This window comes from Leyella stercorea (genome assembly GCF_019052365.1).
Lineage (GTDB): Bacteria > Bacteroidota > Bacteroidia > Bacteroidales > Bacteroidaceae > Prevotella.
The window spans coordinates 1-5,103 of sequence record NZ_JAHQUY010000116.1; the positions used below are offsets into that span (position 1 = coordinate 1).

Genomic DNA, 5,103 nt, shown 5'->3' on the forward strand with positions numbered 1-5,103 from the left:
TGGCGGTCATTAGAAAATGACAAGAAGCTTTTTCTAATGACCGATTTGGGTTAAATACAATAGTACTAAAAAATTTCTCTATATTCTTATTTAAAATAAGAAGAAATTACATAACTTTGTAGCAGTTAATTCCCCAATACTGAAAAAAAAGCTATGAAACTATTATTTTTAGTGATAACTTTTTGCGCGCAAGCCTTTGGAGTAGTTAATTTCCCCCCCCCATACTAAACAAACTCTCTGTTTGCACGCCGACAACGATGAGCTGTACGAACGTTTGGATTCTGTAATAGCTCATCGTACGGATTATTATGTCCAAAAGGATAAGAAGATAGAGCAGATAAAACTTGGCTCTGCATACGTCACCGACAAGAAAGACAAGCTGCAGATGTATGAGCGACTGGTGAACGAATACTCTCCGTACATCTACGACTCGGCTATGGTGTACACGCAGAAGGGTATCAACCTGACAAGGCAGACCAACGATTCGAATTGTTACAAGAAGTTTCAGATTATAAAGGCGCGTCTGCTCGTCTCACGCAGTTTCTACATAGAGGCGAAGGAGATACTCGACAATATCGAGGTGTCGCCAACTGACCGCCGACTCAACTACCTTTACAACTGTGCTCAATGTGCGCTCTACTTCAATCTGAAACTCTCGACCCACGACACCGAGTACGGTCCGCGCTACGACCGGCTCTTCCATAAGTATATGGACAACGCTCTGCTGTAGTCAGCAGAAAGACGCGCAGTATTACTATATGAAGGGTGTGCAGCTCGCCCATTCCAACGGCGGCGTCAAGGATATAGAAGCGTGCCTGAGCAAAGCCATGTTGCAGTTGAAGCCCGACAGTTGGCTGTACGGCAAGTCGGCATTCATTCTGGCGAAGGTCTACGGCAGACACCATCAGCCGGAGCTGCAGGAGCGCTACCTGCTGCTTGCAGCCATCAGCGACGTGATGTCGGCAACCAACGAGGGCATGGCGTTGCAGGAGGTAGCTATGAGGCTATACAAGCACGATGTGCGCAAAGCACAACGGTATATCAACGTCTCGCTGAGCGACGCTAACGTGTTCAGCAGCCGACCACGACGCATAGATCTTTACTCCAACCTGTACACCATACTCTCTGCCTACAACCATGCGCTGGAAAACGCAGGCAAGTGGCACATCGTACTTATGTTATCCATTATAGTGCTGTTGGTGGTGATAGTTGTAGAGACTATGCGCATCAAACGTAAAAACAACTTGATGCAGCAGAACGAGAAAATATTGACGGCTCAGACCGAACAGCTAAGCGCCACCAACAGCAAGCAGAAGGAGGCAAACGACGAACTTGAGAAATTGAACGACGAGCTTGAGCAGACCAACACCAAGCGCGAGTATATGGCGAAAGCCTACATCAGTTTGTGCTATCTGTATATAGAGAAGCTGGAGAGTCAGCGCAAGATGGTGATACGCAAGATAAAGGCCAACCAGCAGAAGGAGTTGCTGAGCATTCTCTCCTCGTCGAAGCGCACCGCCGAGGAGAACCAGACCTTCTTCTCGCAGTTCGACAGCATCTTTCTCTCGCTCTATCCCACGTTCGTCGAGGAGCTGAACACGCTGCTCACGCCCGAGGCGCAGGTAGAGCTGAAGGAGAACAACGAGCTGACGCCCAGCCTGCGTGTGGCTGCGCTGATAAGGCTCGGCATCACGGAGAGTTCGATGATAGCCGGCATACTGTCCTACTCGCCGCAGACCATATACAACTATCGTTCGGCGCTGAAGAACGGCGCCATAGACAAGGATAGTTTTGAGGAAAATCTACAACGGTTGTGCGCAGTATATTAACAATGTCGCACCCTCTGCGGCAGTGTAAACAGAACTATGTGTCACGGATCTGTTTACACTACCTAAGCTTTTATCACCGTTACCCGAACGCAATCCGATCGGATTCCGTCCGCCGTCTGATTGGATTCCGTCCGCCGCCTGATCGGATTGCGTTCGGGTGACGATGACTTTTCGTGAGGTTTATGTAGAAAGGCTTTCTTTAGGGGGTGCACTTGTCTCAAGTGCACCGACCAAGCTACTGGTCTTATCTTTCTGCTATGCACTGCTGACTTTCAGTTTCCGTCGTAGCTGTTCTGTTTTTGCTCGGTTGGTGCACTTGAGACAAGTGCACCCCCTAAGAAGTGCACCGACCAAGCTACCGGTCTTATCTTTCTGCTATGCACTGCTGACTTTCAGTTTCCCGTTGTAGCTATTCTGTTTTTGCTCGGTTGGTTCAGTTTTATCTTGCTTGGTGCAGTTTTATCTTGGTTGGTGCAGTTTTATCTCGGTTGGTGCACTTGAGACAAGTGCACCCCCTAAGAAGTGCACCCCCTAAAGAAAACAAAACTATGCTCAGCTGCGCCCCGTCACTATTTTCTTTATCTCGAACAGTTTGTTGAGCGCTTCTACCGGCGTGAGGTTGTTGATGTCGAGACCGATAATTTCGTCGCGAATCTGGCAGAGCACGGGGTCGTCGAGCTGGAAGAGCGAGAGCTGCATGCCGTTGCTGTTCTGCTGACCGACAATCTTGTGAGACTCCACGCCCACACTGGCGTTGTCAGCCTCGAGCTGCTTCAGGATGTGCTCGGCACGCTTCACGACCGAGCGCGGCATACCCGCTATTTCAGCCACATGAATACCGAACGAGTGCTCCGATCCGCCGCGCATCAGCTTGCGCAGGAAGATAACCTTGCCGTCAAGCTCCTTCACCGACACGTTGTAGTTCTTTATGCGCTTGAAGTTTTTCTCCATCTCGTTCAGCTCGTGATAGTGGGTGGCGAAGAGCGTGCGCGCCTGCGCCTTCGGGTTCTGGTGAAGATACTCCACGATAGCCCAGGCGATGGAGATGCCGTCGTAGGTAGACGTGCCGCGGCCCAGCTCGTCGAAGAGCACGAGCGAACGCGGCGTCACGTTGTTCAGGATGTTAGACGCTTCGGTCATCTCGACCATGAAGGTCGACTCGCCGAGCGATATATTGTCGGACGCTCCGACGCGGGTGAATATCTTGTCGACGACACCCACATGAGCCGAGTCGGCAGGCACGAAGCAGCCCATCTGCGCCATGAGCGTGATGAGCGCCGTCTGGCGCAGCAGCGCCGACTTACCAGCCATGTTCGGACCGGTGATAATCATTATCTGCTGCTGCTCGGTGTCGAGCTCGATGTCGTTGGGCACGTACTCCTCGCCAAGCGGCAGCTGCGTCTCGATGACGGGGTGGCGTCCGGCGCGTATCTCGAGCACGTTGTCGTCCTCAACCACCGGGCGCACGTAGCGGTGCTCCTCGGCAGTCTTTGCGAACGAGAGCAGACAGTCGAGACGCGCCACGATGTTGGCGTCGGCCTGAATCTGCGGTATGTACGCCTGCATATCGGTGACAAGCTCGGTGAAGAGACGGGTCTCGAGCACCAGAATCTGCTCGTCGGCACCCATAATCTTCTGCTCGTACTGCTTCAGTTCCTCGGTGATGTAGCGCTCGGCGTTGGCAAGCGTCTGCTTGCGTATCCACTCCTGCGGCACCTGGTCCTTATACGTGTTGCGCACCTCAAGATAGTAGCCGAACACGTTGTTGTAGCCCACCTTCAGCGACTGTATGCCGGTCTTCTGCGCCTCCTCCTCCTGAATCTTCAGCAGATAGTCGCGACCGCCGCGCGAGATGGAGCGCAGCTCGTCAAGCTCGGGCGAGAAGCCCGCAGCAATCACGCCGCCCTTAGCCACAAGCTGCGGCGGATCCTGCTGCAGTTCGCGGTCGATGCGCTCGTACAGCGCCTCGCAGAGGTTAATCTGGTCGCCGATGGAATGTATCTCGGCGTTGTCGTTGGTGAGGCACGCCGCCTTTATAGGCTTCAGCGCGCCGAGAGCGTACTTCAGCTGCACCACCTCTCTGGGCGACACTCTGCCCACAGCCACCTTCGATATGATACGCTCTATGTCGCCAATGCGGTGCAGATGCTCGTCTACAGTCTGTCGGAAGTCGGGCTTGCGGAAGAACGTGTCCACCACGTCGAGGCGCTTGTTGATAGAAGCCACGTCGCGCAGCGGGAATATCGTCCAGCGGCGCAGCAGACGTCCGCCCATCGGCGTGCAGGTGCGGTCGATGACGGAGAGCAGCGACACGCCGTCGTCCTGCATCGACTGCAGCAGCTCCAGCGAGTGGATGGTGAAGCGGTCGAGGCGCACATAGCGGTCAGCGTCGATGCGAGCGAGCGACGTGATGTGGCCAATCTGCGTGTGCTGCGTCATCTCAAGATACTGCAGGATGGCTCCAGCCGCTGTCACGCCCAGGTGCAGATGGTCTACGCCGAAGCCCTTCAGCGTTGTGGTGCCGAAGTGTGAGAGCAGTTTCTGTCTTGAGCTCTGCTCGGTAAGCATCCAGTCGTCGAGCTCGAACACGCACCACTTCGAGCCGAAGCGCTCCTCAAACTCGCGCTTCAGCTGTCGGTCGTAGAGCACCTCTTTAGGCTGAATGCTGCTCAGAAGTTTCTCAACGTAGTCGAACGTGCCCTCACCCGTGAGGAACTCGCCCGTAGAGATGTCGAGGAACGCCACGCCGCACGCCGTCTTAGCCATGCACACCGCCGCCAGGAAGTTGTTCTCCTTGTAGTTGAGCACGGTGTCGTCCATCGCCACGCCCGGCGTAACCAGCTCGGTGATGCCACGCTTCACGAGCGTCTTCGTGAGCTTCGGGTCTTCGAGCTGGTCGCATATCGCCACACGCTTTCCTGCACGTATCAGCTTGGGCAGATAAGTGTCGAGAGCGTGGTACGGAAAGCCCGCCATCTCGCACGCCGCAGCGCTCTGGTTCTTGCCGTTGGAGCGTCGCGTCAGCGTTATGCCGAGTATCTTCGACGCCTCTACAGCGTCGTCGGCGTATGTCTCGTAGAAGTCGCCGCAGCGGAACAGCAACAATGCGTCTGGGTGTTCTTTCTTAAACGTATAGAACTGTCGCATCATCGGCGTAAGTCCGTCGTCGTTCTTTTTCTGAGCCATGTGTTCTGAGTTTTTTTATTTGTTTATCTTATTGTTAACCCGTTGGCGGAATTAATTTAAGTTGATAAATATGAGTAAAAAGTTGCAC

At 53.8% G+C, this 5,103-nt stretch carries 3 protein-coding genes; 2 read left to right on the forward strand and 1 reads right to left on the reverse strand.

Annotation, left to right across the window (positions count from 1 at the left end):
* The first annotated feature begins 241 nt into the window (after positions 1-241).
* Both KTQ90_RS12685 and KTQ90_RS12690 read left to right on the forward strand, forming a co-directional pair.
* Positions 242-730: a hypothetical protein gene (locus tag KTQ90_RS12685; RefSeq protein WP_217318734.1), complete on the forward strand. Its 489-nt coding sequence runs from the start codon at positions 242-244 to the stop codon at positions 728-730.
* A 28-nt stretch (positions 731-758) separates the two neighbouring features.
* On the forward strand, positions 759-1,829 hold the full coding sequence (locus KTQ90_RS12690) for a DUF6377 domain-containing protein (RefSeq protein WP_217318735.1): 1,071 nt from the start codon (positions 759-761) through the stop codon (positions 1,827-1,829).
* A gap of 552 nt (positions 1,830-2,381) precedes the next feature.
* Here KTQ90_RS12690 and mutS read toward each other — a convergent pair.
* The gene (mutS, locus tag KTQ90_RS12695; RefSeq protein WP_217318736.1) at positions 2,382-5,015 is read right to left on the reverse strand and encodes a DNA mismatch repair protein MutS; all 2,634 of its coding nucleotides are present in this window, start codon (positions 5,013-5,015) and stop codon (positions 2,382-2,384) included.
* Positions 5,016-5,103: the final 88 nt, after the last annotated feature.

What these genes read in the sequence shown, in the direction of transcription:
- KTQ90_RS12690 (WP_217318735.1), top strand. Translation starts at nt 759, where the DNA reads ATGAAGGGTGTGCAGCTCGCCCATTCCAACGGCGGCGTCAAGGATATA.
- mutS (WP_217318736.1), bottom strand. Translation starts at nt 5,015, where the DNA reads ATGGCTCAGAAAAAGAACGACGACGGACTTACGCCGATGATGCGACAG.